Annotated in this window: 1 protein-coding gene; it reads left to right on the forward strand. The window is 61.2% G+C overall.

Translation table 11 applies throughout. The features are described 5' to 3' along the window. The coding region (locus IF22_RS33515; protein ID WP_280940619.1) for a non-reducing end alpha-L-arabinofuranosidase family hydrolase at positions 1–227 on the forward strand (227 nt) is incomplete at both ends.

Here is a 227-nt window from a genome sequence, read left to right on the forward strand (position 1 = left end):
GGCGAGTATGCCGATCGGGAACTTCCCGGGCAGTTTCGGGTCGAACTACACGACGATCATGAGTGACACGACGAACAACCTGTTCGAGGCGGTGCAGGTCTACAAGCTGCAGGGCCTGAACAAGTACCTGATGATCGTGGAGGCGATCGGGTCGCAGGGTCGCTACTTCCGGTCGTTCACCGCCACCAGCCTGGGTGGTTCGTGGACGCCGCAGGCCACCAGTGAGA

It is taken from the genome of Micromonospora parva (assembly GCF_000718515.1).
Lineage (GTDB): Bacteria > Actinomycetota > Actinomycetes > Mycobacteriales > Micromonosporaceae > Micromonospora > Micromonospora parva.